The following is a 14,206-nucleotide window of genomic DNA, read 5'->3' on the forward strand; positions in this document are numbered from 1 at the left end:
AGGCCCAAAGAAAAACCCCCGGTTTAGGGCCGGGGGTTCTTCATCACTCGTCGAGGAAGGAGCGCAGGTGCTCGCTTCGCGACGGGTGGCGCAGCTTGCGCAGCGCCTTGGCTTCGATCTGGCGGATACGTTCGCGGGTTACATCGAACTGCTTGCCGACTTCCTCGAGGGTATGGTCGGTATTCATGTCGATGCCGAAACGCATGCGCAGGACCTTGGCTTCGCGAGCGGTGAGGCCGGCGAGGACTTCGCGGGTGGCTTCCTTGAGGCTCTCGCTGGTCGCCACTTCGATCGGCGACTGCATGGTGGAGTCCTCGATGAAGTCGCCCAGGTGCGAGTCTTCGTCGTCACCGATCGGCGTTTCCATGGAGATCGGTTCCTTGGCGATCTTCAGGACCTTGCGGATCTTGTCTTCCGGCATGTCCATGCGTTCGCCCAGCTCTTCCGGGGTCGGTTCGCGACCCATCTCCTGCAGCATCTGGCGGGAGATACGGTTGAGCTTGTTGATCGTCTCGATCATGTGCACCGGAATACGGATGGTGCGGGCCTGGTCGGCGATCGAACGGGTGATCGCCTGGCGAATCCACCAGGTGGCGTAGGTCGAGAACTTGTAGCCGCGGCGGTATTCGAACTTGTCCACCGCCTTCATCAGGCCGATGTTGCCTTCCTGGATCAAGTCGAGGAACTGCAGGCCGCGGTTGGTGTACTTCTTGGCGATGGAGATCACCAGACGCAGGTTCGCCTCGACCATCTCCTTCTTCGCACGACGGGCTTTCGCCTCGCCGATGGACATGGCGCGGTTGACGTCCTTGATCTCGGCAACGGTCAACTGCGAGCTGGTTTCCAGATCAGCCAGCTTCTGCTGGTTGCGCAGGATGTCGTCACGCAGGCGCTCGATGGCTTCGGCGTACTTGGGCTTGCCCTTGAGTACGGCGTCGACCCAGGCGGTGTCGGTTTCGTGGCCGGGGAACTGGCGCAGGAAGTCGGCGCGCGGCATGCGGGCATCACGCACGCACAGCTGCATGATGGCGCGTTCCTGGCGGCGAACGCTGTCCAGCGAATCGCGGACTTTGGCGACCAGGGCGTCGAACTGCTTGGGCACCAGCTTGATCGGCATGAACAGCTCGGCCAGCGCCAGCATTTCTTCGCCAGCCTGCTTGCTGCCACGGCCGTGCTTCTTCAGGGCCTTCTTGGTCTTTTCGAGCTGCTCGGAAACGGCGCCGAAACGACGGGCGGCTTCTTCCGGATCCGGACCGCCATCGCCTTCGTCATCATCGGAGCTATCGCCGTCGGACTCTTCGTCCTCTTCGTCCTTGTCCTTGGCTTCGGCGTCATCCTTCAGACCGACCGGCTCGACTTCCTCGGCCGGCAGGCTGCCGTCGTCCGGGTCGATATAGCCGCTGAGAATGTCCGACAGGCGGCCGCCTTCGGAAACCACACGCTGGTATTCGTCGAGGATGCCGTCCACCGCGCCGGGGAACTGCGAGATGGCACTCATGACCTCGCGGATGCCTTCCTCGATGCGTTTGGCGATTTCGATCTCGCCTTCGCGGGTCAGCAGTTCCACGGTACCCATTTCACGCATGTACATGCGCACCGGGTCGGTCGTGCGGCCAACGTCGCTCTCTACCGCGGCAAGGGCGGCAGCGGCTTCTTCGGCGGCAGCTTCGTCGGTATCGGTTTCCGCCAGCAACAGGGCATCCGCATCCGGGGCTGTCTCGAATACGTTGATCCCCATGTCGTTGATCATGCGGATGATGTCTTCTACCTGTTCCGGATCAGAGATATCCTCCGGCAGGTGGTCGTTGACCTCCGCGTAAGTCAGGTAACCCTGCTCACGACCACGGGTGATCAACTCTTTGAGACGTGATTGCTGTTGCGCTTTTCCGGACATAACACCCTATCCACTGAAGGTCTTGGCGGGCTGAAATAAGCCGAGGATTATACCAGATTCGAGGCTTCAGGCGCCAGTTCAGCTCTGGGGGCCTGGTGACGAGGGGGAACTGATGTGCTCCCGCAGTAACGCTTTCTCTTCGTCGGTCAGTTCACTGGGGCTTTTCTGCAGCACGCTACGCAGACGTGCTTCGCGGCTGCCGTGCAGTTGGCTTTGTGCAAGTGTAGTAATGGTGTCGATGAACTGCTTTTCAAGATTGCCCTGATCAATCAGCCATTCCTTTTGCGCCAGTACCTGCAGCAGGCGCCCTTGCGGGGTGCCGTGCCAGCGGGCGATCAGATGCATCGAGCGTTGGCTCGGGTTCTTCTGCAGGGCCTCGACCAGGGCGGCCAGTAGCTGCGAATAGGTCTGGCCTTCGTTGGCGAAATGGCTCGCGTCCTCGACTTTCTGCGCCAGTTGCGGATGGTGCAGGAGTGTGCGCAGGGCGGTCAGGGTTGGCGATTCGACCTTGATCTCGGTCCGCGGCTGGCGCGGAACGAATTCACCTTTCTTGCCTTTGCCATCCCATTTCCGGTCGCCTTTCCAGGCTTTCTTGCCCGGTTTTCCCCCCGTCTTGCCGGCGGAGAACTCTTGCGGCGCCTCGAAGTAGTTCGAAGCATCCTGATAATGGTGGTTATCGCCATGATCGGCGAACTGGCCCATGTCGTAGTCGGCGTACTCGTGGGTGTGTTCCGCCGCGTGCGTTGGCGCCGGTGACGCATGTCCGGCGTGGGCGTTACGCGGTGCGCTGATCTGGTTGAGTGCATCGGCGGAAAGGCCGGTGATCTCGCCCAGGCGTTGGCGCATCAGCAGGCGCAGGGTGTTGCCGGGGATCTTCTCCAGCAGCGGACCGGCCAGTGTCGCCAGGTGCGCCTTGCCTTCCAGCGTGCTGGGATCGGCTTCCTGGGTCAGCTGCTGGAAGAAATAGTCCGCCAGTGGCTGGGCCTGATGGGCGAGGCGGGCACGGAACGCGTCCGGGCCTTCGGCGCGCACCAGGCTATCCGGATCTTCGCCCTCGGGCAGGAACAGGAAGCGTACCTTGCGGCCGTCCTGCAGGTTCGTCAGCGCCGATTCCAGTGCGCGCCAGGCGGCGTTACGGCCAGCCTGGTCGCCGTCGAAGCAGAAGAGGATGTTCGGCACGATGCGGAACAGCCGCTTGATGTGTTCTTCACTGGTGGCGGTGCCCAGGGTGGCGACCGCATTGCGGATGCCTTGCTGGGCGAGGGCGATGACGTCCATGTAGCCTTCGACCACCATGATCTCGTCGAGATCCCGGTTGTTCTTCCGCGCCTCGTACAGGCCGTAGAGTTCCTGTCCTTTATGGAAGACGGGGGTTTCCGGCGAGTTGAGGTACTTCGGCTTGTCGTCGCCCAGTACCCGGCCGCCGAAGGCGATCACTCGGCCGCGGCTGTCGCGGATGGGGAAGATCACCCGGTCACGGAAGCGGTCGTAGCGCTTGCCGCTGTCGGGGTTCTCCACCAGCAGGCCGGCGTCGAGCATGGCCTTGAGCTGCAGATTGTCGCCGCCCAGGTTCTTCAGCAGGTTGTCCCACCCCGGTGGGGCGAAGCCCAGGCCGAAGTCGCGAGCGATTTCCCCGGTCAGGCCGCGGCCCTTGAGGTATTCCACCGCAGCCTTGCGCGCCGGGTGGCTTTTCAGTGCCTGGCGGTAGAAATCTGCGGCGGCGGTGAGCAACGGGTAGAGCGGCGAGTCGACCGGTTGCCGTGGCTTGTTGCCGCGCCGGCCTTCTTCGCGGGGCACGTCCATGCCCGCGCGCTTGGCCAGGTCTTCGACCGCCTGGACGAAGTCCAGCTGGTCGTGGTCCATGATGAAGCCGAGCGCGTTGCCGCCAGCGCCGCAACCGAAGCAGTAGTAGAACTGCTTGTCCGGGCTGACGGTGAAAGAGGGGGTTTTCTCTTTATGGAACGGGCAGCAGGCGCTGTAGTTCTTGCCGGTTTTCTTCAGCTGGATGCGCGAGCCCACCACATCGAGGATGTCGGTGCGGTTGAGCAGGTCATCGATGAAGGATTGTGGAATCAGGCCGGCCATAGACTCATCGGGACGCAGGGTGGACCCAAGCATACTCCCGGCAATGACGCCGCGAGTGGCTATTCGTGGGACTGGAAAACAAGCATGGGGCGCGAAAAAGCAAAAACTCCGAAGTTCGCGATCGCGAATCGGAGTGGTCGTGCCTTACAAGGCACACGCCCGGCGAGTGGGCCGGGCGATGCGGAAAGCGTGCGGCTTAGCGCTGTAACTCAGTACAGGCGCTCGCGGCGGCGCTGTTCGCGCTGCACTTTCTTGGCGTGACGCTTAACAGCGGCAGCGGCCTTGCGCTTACGCTCGGCGGTCGGCTTTTCGTAGAACTCACGGCTACGGACTTCGGCCAGTACGCCTGCTTTTTCGCAGGAGCGCTTGAAACGACGCAGGGCTACGTCGAAGGGTTCGTTCTCTTTAACTTTGACGGCGGGCATCCAGGTCGTACCTTCAATGATTACCGGAGGATTTATCGCGCTCCTGACGGTTGTTCGGAGTCGGCGGTTTTCAAGGGTTGCGGATATTAAACGTTCGGACGGAGGAATGCAAAGCCTCCGATCGAAAAGCACTGGTCCGAAGCCCAGCCGGCGATTATGATGCGCGGCTTCAATTTTGCCCAGAGTAAAGGCTCAAACCCATGCTAGTGCTGGGGTTGGAAACCTCCTGCGACGAGACCGGCGTCGCCCTGTACGACAGCGAAAAAGGCCTGCTGGCCGATGCGCTGTTCAGCCAGATCGATCTGCACCGCGTATATGGCGGCGTGGTTCCCGAGCTGGCCTCCCGTGATCACGTCAAGCGCATGCTGCCGCTGATTCGCCAGGTGCTGGACGAGTCCGGCCGCACCGCCGAAGACATCGACGCCATTGCCTATACCGCCGGCCCCGGCCTGGTGGGGGCGCTGCTGGTGGGCGCGTCCTGTGCCCAGGCCATGGCGTTCGCCTGGGGTATACCGGCTGTCGGCGTGCACCACATGGAAGGTCACCTGTTGGCGCCCATGCTGGAAGAGCAGCCGCCGAAGTTTCCGTTCGTCGCCTTGTTGGTGTCCGGGGGCCACACTCAGCTGGTTCGAGTGGATGGCATCGGCCGCTACCAGGTGCTCGGTGAGTCGGTGGACGACGCGGCCGGCGAAGCCTTCGACAAGACCGCCAAGCTTCTCGGCCTGGCCTACCCCGGAGGCCCGGAGATCGCCCGGCTGGCCGAGCGCGGCACCGCTGGTCGTTTCGTCTTCCCGCGGCCGATGACCGACCGTCCCGGCCTGGATTTCAGTTTCAGCGGTCTCAAGACCTTCGCCCTGAACACCTGGCAACGCTGCGTTGCCGAGGGTGATGACAGCGAACAGACACGCTGCGACATCGCCCTGGCGTTCCAGACCGCGGTCGTCGAGACCCTGACCATCAAGTGCAAGCGCGCGCTCAAGCAGACTCACCTGAAGAGCCTGGTGATCGCCGGTGGCGTGAGCGCCAACCAGGCGCTGCGGCAGAATCTGGAGAAGATGCTCGGCGAGATGAAGGGCCAGGTGTTCTATGCCCGCCCGCGCTTCTGCACCGATAACGGCGCGATGATCGCCTATGCTGGCTGCCAGCGGCTGGTGGCCGGGCAACAGGACGGCCCGTCGATTGGCGTCCAGGCGCGTTGGCCAATGGAGTCGTTGCCGGCCATCTGAATAATCAAGCTGCAAACGACGCGGCACATGCTCTGAGCGGCATGGGCCGTTTTTTCGCTTGCAGTGGGTGACGTGGGCCGGGAAGCTCGCGGCTCTAGAAGTGACGTTCGCGCCCGGCGAGAAGATCGCGCAGATTGCTGCGATGGCGCCAGACGATCAGGCCAGTGAGCACGGTCATTGGCAGCAGTGCCGAAGGTTCCTGCCAGGCCAGCAGCGGCAGGGTCAGCGGCGTGGCCACCAGGGAAGCCAGCGAACTGGTGCGCGACAGCTTGAAGGTGACCAGCCAGGCGACTGCCGCGAGCAGCGCGGCCGGCGGGTACAGCGCCAGCAACATGCCGGCGGCGGTGGCAACGCCCTTGCCGCCACGGAAATTGAAATACAGCGGGTAGAGGTGGCCGATCACCGCTGCCAGCCCCACCCAGGCCTGCTCCATGTCGGATAGACCGAGCAGGCGGGCGATGAGCACGGGCAGCAGACCCTTGGCGAGGTCGCCGAGCAGGGTGAGGATGGCGATCTTCTTGCCGGCCAGGCGCAGCATGTTGGTGGCGCCGGGGTTGCCCGAGCCGCTGGCGCGCGGGTCGGCAGTGCCGAACAGGCGACTGAGCAGTACCGCGAAGGACAGTGATCCGAGCAGGTAGGCGAGGATCGCCAAGAACCAGAACATGGTTTCCACCGGAGACGAGGTCGTTTCCGATTCTAACGGGGTGCCGACCGATTGTCGTGTCGCCTTGGAGCATGCAGTCAGTGGACAGAGTTTTCATCGAGGGGCTGGAAGTGGACACCGTGATCGGCGTCTACGACTGGGAACGGGGTATCCGGCAGTGCCTGCGCCTGGACCTGACGCTGGGCTGGGACAACCGCCCGGCGGCGGCCGACGACGATATCGCCAAGGCCCTGGACTACGCCGTGCTCTCCGAGCGCGTCATGGCGTTTGCCCGTGATGCGCATTTCCAACTGGTGGAAACCTTCGCCGAGCGCCTGGCCGAGCTGCTGATGACGGAATTCGGCATTCAGTGGCTGCGCGTGAAGGTCACCAAGCCCGGCGCCGTTGCGGCGGCCATCGGTGTGGGTGTGGAGATCGAACGCGGATGCCGCTGACGACGGTCTACCTGGGGCTGGGCAGCAACTTCGAGCGCGAGCGCCATCTGCTCGCTGGACTCGAGGCGCTGGACGAGTTCCTCGAGGATATCCACTGCTCGCCGGTGTTCGAGAGCGAGCCGGTGGGCATTCGCAGCGGCCCCTTCTACAACTTCGTGGTCGTGGCGCGTACCGACCTGCCGCTGGCGGAGCTGAGCCTGCGGCTTAAGCACATCGAGGCGGACAATGGTCGCTATGCGCCGGAGCGCAAGGGCCTGCCGTTGGATATCGACGTGTTGCTGTACGGCGATCTGCATGGCGAGTTCGACGGCTTGGTGCTGCCGCGCGCCGAGGTGCTGAAGAATGCTTTCGTGCTCTGGCCGCTGGCGCTGCTGGCTCCTCAGGTCAGGCATCCGGGCGCGCAGCGTACATTTGCTGATCTGTGGGCGGACGCACAGATTGCGCAGAAGCTCTGGCCGGTGCCGTTCCAGTGGCGTGGCAAGGAACTGACGCCGGCGACGCTGATCGAAGCGCATCCGGCGGCCTGATCTGGCGTGCTACAACGGCGTGATTCCGTAGGAAGTCCAGACTTCGGCGCATTGGCGTATAACCGCGAACGGTTATACGCCCTACGCTCAGGCGGCGTAGTTTTCCTTGTAGGCCTTCAGGGCCGTCAGCCGCTCACGCTTGAGCGCTTCGCCCAGCTCCGCCCCCTTGTATCCCTTCTCCAGCAGTGGTTGCACTGCGACCGCGCGAGCGGCTTGCGCTGCGCCGCGAAGGTAGTCGGCCTGTGGGTAGGCGCGATCCTCCAGGCCGTGACGGCCGCGGGCGTCCATCTCGCTGGCGGCGAGAAACTCCTCGAAGCGCTGCGGCCGGCGGAACACGTCGAAGGATTGCAGCAGCTCCAGGACAGTATTCGGCCGCAGTTCCAGCGCCCGGTGGCAGTGGGTGTGATACTCGCCGACCAGCCGCGCCAGCTCCTGGCAGTCCCGCGGAACCTTGAAGCGCGCATTGATCGCGTCGATCAGCGGCAGGCCCAGGTGTTCGTGGGCGTGGTGCTTCGGCCATTCTTCCTCGCGGGTTTCACCCTTGCCCACGTCGTGCACCAGGCAGGCCCAGCGTACGCTGAGCGGCTGGTCGCGCTTGGCGCATTCGCGCAATACGGCCAGCACGTGCTCGCCAGTATCTACTTCCGGATGGTGCTGCGGCGGCTGCGGCACGCCGAACAGCGCGTCGACTTCCGGCATCAGCACGGCCAGGGCGCCGCAATCGCGCAGGACCTGGATGAACACGTCCGGGCGCGATTCCATCAGGGCGCGGGAGATTTCCTTCCAGCTACGTTCGGCAGTCAGGGCTTCCAGTTCGCCGGATTCCGACAGCTCGCGCATCAGCGCCAGGGTTTCCGGCGCCACGCAGAAGCCTAGCGGCGCATAGCGGGCGGCGAAGCGGGCGACGCGCAGCACGCGCAGCGGGTCTTCGGCGAAGGCGAGAGAGACGTGACGTAGCAGCCGGGCTTCGAGGTCCTTCTGGCCGTGATAGGGATCGACGACGTTACCCTCGGCGTCCTCGGCCATGGCGTTGATGGTCAGGTCGCGGCGTATCAGGTCGTCTTCCAGGGTGACGTCCGGGCTGGCGTAGAAGGTGAAGCCGCCGTAGCCGCGCCCGCTTTTGCGTTCGGTGCGGGCGAGGGCGTATTCCTCGCCGGTCTTCGGGTGGAGGAACACCGGGAAGTCGGCGCCCACCGGGCGGTAGCCCTGGGCGAGCATCTCGTCGGCGCTGGCGCCGACCACTACCCAGTCGGTGTCGCTGAAGGGGATGCCGAGCAGGCGATCGCGCACGGCGCCACCCACCTTGTAGATCTGCATGAAGCTGTCTCCTGTTCTGGGGGATAGCTTCGGGGTTTGCGGCGGGTGGGGCAAGCGTGACGGGGTGTTGGGCGTGTTCGTAGGAGCGGACTCTGTCCGCGATAGGTCCGCATCGCGCCGGATATCATCGTGGACGGAGTCCGCTCCTACGCGGCGTGGGGTTACGGCGTGGCGGCGGGAATCTGCTGGACGAGGGCGCCGATGGCGTCCTGCAGGAGCGTCGCGCTGGCGTGGGCGGGGCTGAGGCCGGTGCTGACGGTGCCTTCCCAGAGGGTCTGTTCCTGCGCATCCGTCAGCCGTAGGCGCAGGGTGCCGGTCTCGTCGCGCAGGCGATGGATGGCGAGATAGGGCCCCAACGGATTGGGCGGCGGGGTATCGACCTTGAATTCCAGCGGCGCATCCTGCAGCGCCAGCCAGTAGTAGACGCGGATCTGCGGGCCCGCGCTCTCGCGGTAGCCGCGCTCGATCAGGCCCTGGCGCACCTGCGCGTTGATCAGTGGATAACGGCTGCGATAGGGCAGGGTGTCGACGGCGTTTTCCGGCGGCATCAGCTGGAAGTCGCGCAGCCCTGCCAGGCGCGCCTCCGCGGGGTGCGCGACCTGGGCGTGGGGAACGGGGTTGCTGCAGGTCGCGACAGCGAGGCAGAGCAGGAGAATGGCGAACAGACGCATGGCGGTCTCCAGCGGAGTTGCCGTCATGCTTGTCGTCCCCTGCCGCACCGGTCAACCGATCAAATGGGTGGGATGATCAGGTCGAGCCGCGGGTAGCCCTCTTCGCTGTCGCGTTCACCCTTTGGGGGCATGTGGAAGGTGTTGACGATGTTCTCGCCCTGCAGGGTTTCCAGGTGGATATCGAAGCCCCACAGGCGGTGCAGATGCTTGAGCACGTCGTCGGTGGATTCGCCCAGCGGTTTGCGGTCGTGCTGCTGGTGACGCAGGGTCAGCGAACGGTCGCCACGGCGGTCAACATCCCAGATCTGGATGTTGGGCTCACGATTGCCGAGGTTGTACTGCGCAGCCAGGGTTTCGCGGATCTTGCGATAGCCGTCGTCATCGTGGATGGCGTCGACCAGCATGTCGTCCTTCTGGTCGTCGTCGAGGATGCTGAACAGCTTGAATTCGCGGATCACCTTGGGCGAGAGGAACTGTAGGACGAAGCTCTCGTCCTTGAAGCTCTTCATGGCGAATTTCATGGTGGCCAGCCAGTCGCTGCCGGCGATGTCCGGGAACCAGCGCTTGTCCTCGTCGGTGGGGTTCTCGCAGATGCGGCGGATGTCGCGGTACATGGCGAAGCCCAGCGCATAGGGGTTGATGCCGCTGTAGTAGGGGCTGTCGAAGCCGGGCTGGTAGACCACGCTGGTGTGGTACTGGAGGAACTCCATCATGAAGCCGTCGCTGACCAGGCCCTCGTCATAGAGATCGTTGATCAGGGTGTAGTGCCAGAAGGTCGCCCAGCCTTCGTTCATCACCTGGGTCTGGCGCTGCGGGTAGAAGTACTGCGCCACCTTGCGCACGATGCGCACGATTTCGCGCTGCCAGGGTTCCAGTAGCGGGGCGTTCTTTTCGATGAAGTAGAGGATGTTTTCCTGCGGCTCGCTGGGGTAGCGCGCCAGGCCTTGTTCCTTGTCCTTGCCGGTAGCCTTGGGAATGGTCCGCCAGAGGTCGTTGACCTGACGCTGGATCTGCTCCTCGCGTTCCTTCTGGCGCTGCTTCTCTTCCTCGGCGGAGATCGGGTAGGGCCGCTTGTAGCGGTCCACGCCGTAGTTCATCAGGGCGTGGCAGGAGTCCAGCAGGTCTTCCACGGCGTCGATGCCGTAACGCTCCTCGCACTTGTTGATGTAGGACTTGGCGAACACCAGGTAGTCGATGATCGAGGTGGCATCGGTCCAGGTGCGGAACAGGTAGTTACCCTTGAAGAAACTGTTGTGCCCGTAGCAGGCGTGGGCGATCACCAACGCCTGCATGCACTGGGTGTTCTCTTCCATCAGGTAGGCAATGCACGGGTCGGAGTTGATCACGATCTCGTAGGCCAGACCCATCTGCCCGCGCTTGTAGTTCTTTTCCGTGCTGAGGAAGTGCTTGCCGTAGGACCAATGGTTGTAACCGATGGGCATGCCGACGGAGGCGTAGGCATCCATCATCTGCTCGGCGGTGATCACCTCGATCTGGTTGGGGTAGGTATCCAGCGCATAACGCTCGGCGAGACGACTGATCTCGCGGTCATACTGCTGGATCAGCTCGAAGGTCCACTCCGAGCCGGTGGCGATCGGCTGGCGCTTGCTCATGCGACGAGCCTCCTCTGGAACAGCTCGCGGAACACCGGGTAGATGTCCGAGGCGGAGACGATCTGCTGCTGGGCGAAGCTGTCTTCGAAGGTGTCGCGGATCTTCTCGTACTCGAACCACAGCGCCTGGTGCTCACGCGGGGTGATCTCGACGTAGGTGTAGTACTGGACGAACGGCATGATCTGCTTCATCAGGATGTCGCGGCAGACCGGTGAGTCGTCGTTCCAGTTGTCGCCGTCCGAGGCCTGGGCGGCGTAGATGTTCCACTCGTTGGTGGGATAGCGCTCGGCCATTACCTCCTGCATCAGCTTGAGGGCGCTGGAGACGATGGTCCCGCCGGTCTCGCGGGAATAGAAGAACTCTTCCTCGTCCACCTCGCGGGCGCTGGTGTGGTGGCGGATGAACACGACCTCGATCTTCTCGTAGTTCCGCTTGAGGAACAGGTAGAGAAGGATGAAGAAGCGCTTGGCGATGTCCTTGGTGGCCTGGGTCATCGAGCCGGAGACGTCCATCAGGCAGAACATCACGGCCTTCGAGGTCGGGTTGGGCTGCTTCACCAGCAGGTTGTACTTGAGGTCGAAGGTGTCCAGGAACGGCACCTTGTCGATGCGCGCGCGCATGCCGGCGATCTTCTGCTCCAGCTCCTGGATATCGCCCAGGTTGTCCGGCTCTTCGAGTTTCAGCCGATCGAGTTCGGCCAGCGCCGCGCGCAACCGGCCGCGGGTCGAGCCGGACAGGGCGATGCGCCGGGCATGGGCCGAGCGCAGGGTGCGCACGATGTTGATGCGCGAGGGGTTGCCTTCGTTGCTGATGCCGGCGCGCACGGTTTTGAAGGTGTCGCTGCCGGTGAGATGTCGCTTGATCAGGTTGGGCAGTTCGAGGTCCTCGAACATGAAGTCGAGGAACTCTTCCTGGGTGATCTGGAAGACGAATTCGTCCATCCCTTCACCCTGGTTGCTCGCCTTGCCGGCGCCGCGTCCACCGCCGCCGCCCTGGGGACGGGGGATGTGCTCGCCGGTAGTGAATTCCTTGTTGCCGGGGTGGACGACGGTCTGTTTGCCGCCGCGCCCGTGGTGCAGGACCGGTTCATCGATATCGCGGCCGGGAATACTGATCTGCTCGCCGTGTTCCATATCGGTGATGGAGCGGCGGCTGACGGCCTCCTCGACGGCCTTCTTGATGTGTTCGCGGTAACGCCGCAGGAAGCGCTGGCGGTTCACCGTGCTTTTGTTCTTGCCGTTCAGACGCCGGTCGATCACGTAGCTCATGAATGCTCCTCAGGGCCTGTTGCGCAGCGGCAGAACCGCCACGGACCCGACGGCGACCGGCGCGGCGGCGAATACCGCCGCGCCGATGGCAGACTACTGCGACTTGCGAACCCGCAGATACCATTCCGACAGCAGGCGCACCTGCTTCTCGGTGTAGCCGCGCTCGACCATGCGTTTGACGAAGTCGTTGTGCTTCTGCTGATCCTCCTTGCTCGCCTTGGCGTTGAAGCTGATGACCGGCAGCAGGTCCTCGGTGTTGGAGAACATTTTCTTCTCGATCACCACGCGCAGCTTCTCGTACGACAGCCAGCTGGGGTTCTTGCCGTTGTTGCCGGCGCGGGCACGCAGTACGAAGTTGACGATCTCGTTGCGGAAGTCCTTCGGATTGCTGATGCCAGCCGGCTTCTCGATCTTCTCCAGTTCCTCGTTGAGAGCGGCGCGGTTGAGGATCTCGCCGGTTTCCGGGTCGCGGTATTCCTGGTCCTGGATCCAGAAGTCGGCGTACAGCACGTAGCGGTCGAAGATGTTCTGACCGTACTCGCTGTAGGACTCCAGGTACGCGGTCTGGATTTCCTTGCCGATGAACTCGACGTAGCGCGGCGCCAGGTATTCCTTCAGGAAGCGCAGGTAGCGTTCGCGGGTTTCCGGCGGGAACTGTTCCTGCTCGATCTGCTGTTCCAGCACGTAGAGCAGGTGCACCGGGTTGGCGGCCACTTCATGCGGGTCGAAGTTGAACACCTTCGACAGGATCTTGAAGGCGAAACGGGTGGAAAGCCCGGCCATGCCCTCGTCGACCCCAGCGGTATCGCGGTATTCCTGGATGGACTTGGCCTTGGGATCGGTGTCCTTGAGGTTCTCCCCGTCGTAGACCCGCATCTTGGAGTAGATGTTGGAGTTTTCCGGCTCCTTCAGGCGCGACAGCACGGAGAACTGCGAGAGCATCTTCAGGGTGTCCGGCGCGCAATGAGCGTGCGCCAGGGAGCTGTTGATCAGCAGCTTGTCGTAGATCTTGATCTCGTCGGAAACGCGCAGGCAGTACGGCACCTTGACGATGTAGATCCGGTCGATGAAGGCCTCGTTGTTCTTGTTGTTGCGGAAGCTGTGCCACTCCGACTCGTTGGAGTGGGCGAGGATGATCCCGCTGTAGGGCAGGGAACCGAGGCCTTCGGTGCTGTTGTAGTTGCCTTCCTGGGTCGCGGTGAGCAAGGGGTGCAGGACCTTGATCGGCGCCTTGAACATCTCGACGAATTCCATCAGGCCCTGGTTGGCCCGGCACAGCGCGCCCGAGTAGCTGTAGGCGTCGGCGTCGTTCTGCGGGAACTCTTCCAGCTTGCGGATATCCACCTTGCCGACCAGCGCGGAGATGTCCTGGTTGTTCTCGTCACCTGGTTCGGTCTTGGCGATGGCGATCTGGTTGAGAATCGAGGGGTGCAGCTTGACCACGCGGAACTGGCTGATGTCGCCGCCGAATTCGTTGAGGCGCTTGGTCGCCCAGGGCGACATCACCGAACGCAGGTAGCGGCGCGGGATGCCGTAGTCTTCCTCGAGGATGGCGCCGTCCTCATCCGGGTTGAACAGCCCCAGGGGCGATTCGAACACCGGCGAGCCCTTGATGGCATAGAAGGGCACCTTCTCCATCAGTTGCTTGAGCTTTTCGGCGAGGGACGATTTGCCGCCACCGACCGGGCCCAGGAGGTAAAGGATCTGTTTCTTCTCTTCCAGGCCTTGGGCGGCGTGGCGGAAGAACGAGACGATCTGGTCGATGCACTCTTCCATGCCATGGAAGTCGGCAAAGGCCGGGTAGCGGCGGATCACCTTGTTGGAAAAGATTCGCGACAGACGGGAGTCGACGGAGGTGTCCGCCAGTTCCGGTTCGCCGATGGCCATCAGCATCCGCTCGGCGGCGGTGGCGTAGGCGATCTTGTCCTGCTTGCAGAGATCCAGGTACTCCTGCAGGGAGTATTCCTCTTGGCGGGTCGCTTCGAAGCGTTCCTGGAAGTGACTGAAAATGCTCATGACGTCTCCTCGCTCGATGCATGGAGCCGGCGCCGGATCGGTCTAGTGCGGGTGCGGTCGGGCTGC

12 protein-coding genes are annotated in these 14,206 nt (G+C 63.2%); 3 read left to right on the plus strand and 9 right to left on the minus strand.

Translation table 11 applies throughout. From position 1 onward, the window contains the following. Positions 1 to 43: 43 nt before the first annotated feature. The 3 genes from rpoD to rpsU all read right to left on the minus strand — a co-directional run bounded on the left by rpoD (position 44) and on the right by rpsU (position 4,404). Complete coding sequence (gene rpoD, locus JVX91_RS08070; protein WP_205338793.1) at positions 44 to 1,894, minus strand: RNA polymerase sigma factor RpoD; 1,851 nt, start codon at positions 1,892 to 1,894, stop codon at positions 44 to 46. 78 nt (positions 1,895 to 1,972) lie between these two features. Next, a complete protein-coding gene (gene dnaG / locus JVX91_RS08075) occupies positions 1,973 to 3,979 on the minus strand; it encodes a DNA primase (protein ID WP_205338794.1) in 2,007 nt (668 codons plus the stop codon). A gap of 209 nt (positions 3,980 to 4,188) precedes the next feature. Further along, positions 4,189 to 4,404, minus strand: a complete 216-nt coding sequence (rpsU, locus tag JVX91_RS08080) for a 30S ribosomal protein S21 (protein WP_003085057.1) — start codon at positions 4,402 to 4,404, stop codon at positions 4,189 to 4,191. 200 nt (positions 4,405 to 4,604) lie between these two features. Here rpsU and tsaD point away from each other — a divergent pair, with 200 nt between their 5' ends. Further along, positions 4,605 to 5,630 carry a tRNA (adenosine(37)-N6)-threonylcarbamoyltransferase complex transferase subunit TsaD gene (gene tsaD / locus JVX91_RS08085; RefSeq protein ID WP_205338795.1) on the plus strand — a complete coding sequence of 342 codons (1,026 nt, stop codon included), beginning with the start codon at positions 4,605 to 4,607 and terminating at the stop codon, positions 5,628 to 5,630. 94 nt (positions 5,631 to 5,724) lie between these two features. On the opposite strand, the gene plsY is transcribed toward tsaD, so the two are convergent. Then, positions 5,725 to 6,294 carry a glycerol-3-phosphate 1-O-acyltransferase PlsY gene (plsY, locus tag JVX91_RS08090; protein ID WP_205338796.1) on the minus strand — a complete coding sequence of 190 codons (570 nt, stop codon included), beginning with the start codon at positions 6,292 to 6,294 and terminating at the stop codon, positions 5,725 to 5,727. An 80-nt stretch (positions 6,295 to 6,374) separates the two neighbouring features. Here plsY and folB point away from each other — a divergent pair, with 80 nt between their 5' ends. Together folB and folK are read left to right on the plus strand one after the other, a co-directional pair. Further along, a complete protein-coding gene (gene folB, locus JVX91_RS08095) occupies positions 6,375 to 6,728 on the plus strand; it encodes a dihydroneopterin aldolase (protein WP_205338797.1) in 354 nt (117 codons plus the stop codon). After that, on the plus strand, positions 6,719 to 7,255 hold the full coding sequence (folK, locus tag JVX91_RS08100; protein ID WP_205338798.1) for a 2-amino-4-hydroxy-6-hydroxymethyldihydropteridine diphosphokinase: 537 nt from the start codon (positions 6,719 to 6,721) through the stop codon (positions 7,253 to 7,255). Before folB ends, folK begins: the two co-directional genes overlap by 10 nt. A gap of 87 nt (positions 7,256 to 7,342) precedes the next feature. Here folK and JVX91_RS08105 read toward each other — a convergent pair whose 3' ends face one another. From JVX91_RS08105 to JVX91_RS08125, 5 genes are all read right to left on the minus strand, one after another. Continuing rightward, complete coding sequence (locus JVX91_RS08105; protein WP_205338799.1) at positions 7,343 to 8,572, minus strand: multifunctional CCA addition/repair protein; 1,230 nt, start codon at positions 8,570 to 8,572, stop codon at positions 7,343 to 7,345. Between the two features lie 161 nt (positions 8,573 to 8,733). Continuing rightward, positions 8,734 to 9,243 (minus strand): DUF4136 domain-containing protein, encoded by a 510-nt coding sequence (locus JVX91_RS08110; RefSeq protein WP_205339961.1) that lies wholly within the window; start codon positions 9,241 to 9,243, stop codon positions 8,734 to 8,736. A gap of 59 nt (positions 9,244 to 9,302) precedes the next feature. Continuing rightward, positions 9,303 to 10,856 (minus strand): SpoVR family protein, encoded by a 1,554-nt coding sequence (locus tag JVX91_RS08115; RefSeq protein WP_205338800.1) that lies wholly within the window; start codon positions 10,854 to 10,856, stop codon positions 9,303 to 9,305. After that, positions 10,853 to 12,124, minus strand: coding sequence for a YeaH/YhbH family protein (locus tag JVX91_RS08120; protein WP_205338801.1), 1,272 nt, complete (start codon positions 12,122 to 12,124; stop codon positions 10,853 to 10,855). The genes JVX91_RS08115 and JVX91_RS08120 overlap by 4 nt, the downstream gene beginning before the upstream one ends. 93 nt (positions 12,125 to 12,217) lie before the next feature. Then, on the minus strand, positions 12,218 to 14,140 hold the full coding sequence (locus tag JVX91_RS08125; RefSeq protein ID WP_205338802.1) for a PrkA family serine protein kinase: 1,923 nt from the start codon (positions 14,138 to 14,140) through the stop codon (positions 12,218 to 12,220). Positions 14,141 to 14,206 lie beyond the last annotated feature (66 nt).

It is taken from the genome of Pseudomonas sp. PDNC002 (genome assembly GCF_016919445.1).
Taxonomy (GTDB): Bacteria; Pseudomonadota; Gammaproteobacteria; order Pseudomonadales; family Pseudomonadaceae; genus Pseudomonas.